Source organism: Lacticaseibacillus manihotivorans DSM 13343 = JCM 12514 (assembly GCF_001435035.1).
Taxonomy (GTDB): Bacteria; Bacillota; Bacilli; order Lactobacillales; family Lactobacillaceae; genus Lacticaseibacillus; species Lacticaseibacillus manihotivorans.
Map to the genome: position 1 here is coordinate 1 of NZ_AZEU01000203.1, position 410 is coordinate 410.

1 pseudogene is annotated in these 410 nt (G+C 45.1%); it reads right to left on the bottom strand.

The annotated features are described in order from the left end of the window. Positions 1 to 213: 213 nt before the first annotated feature. Positions 214 to 410 (bottom strand): annotated as a pseudogene (locus FD01_RS16710) (ABC transporter ATP-binding protein); the annotation flags it as partial.

The following is a 410-nucleotide window of genomic DNA, read 5'->3' on the forward strand; positions in this document are numbered from 1 at the left end:
GGGCATAAGGGAAAACTGAACCCAAATATGGGTTACACCGCAGTGCGGTGGGTTTTCTAAAGGGGCCACATTCGTGGCCCTGGCTACCCCAAAGTGGGGTTTTGGCTACCTGATAAAAAACACGCTGGCTAGCCGCCACAGTCGTTTGGCTACCCCATTTTTCAATTTGGCTACCCCTACAGCATATTTTGGCTACCCCCGACAAAATCGTACCTAATCCAACTTTTCAGCATAATTTGTTTGAGCATGGCAATCACTAGTGATTGCTTTGCGAATCTGTGTCACCGTAGTTTGATGTTGCTTGATTGAAGATTTCGTTTGGGCAATTTTACTCTTGGTATCAGATTTTTGAGCCCCAGTTTGAAGATCCAACGACTGATTTTGCTTCGATAAAATCTTCTTGAGCTTGG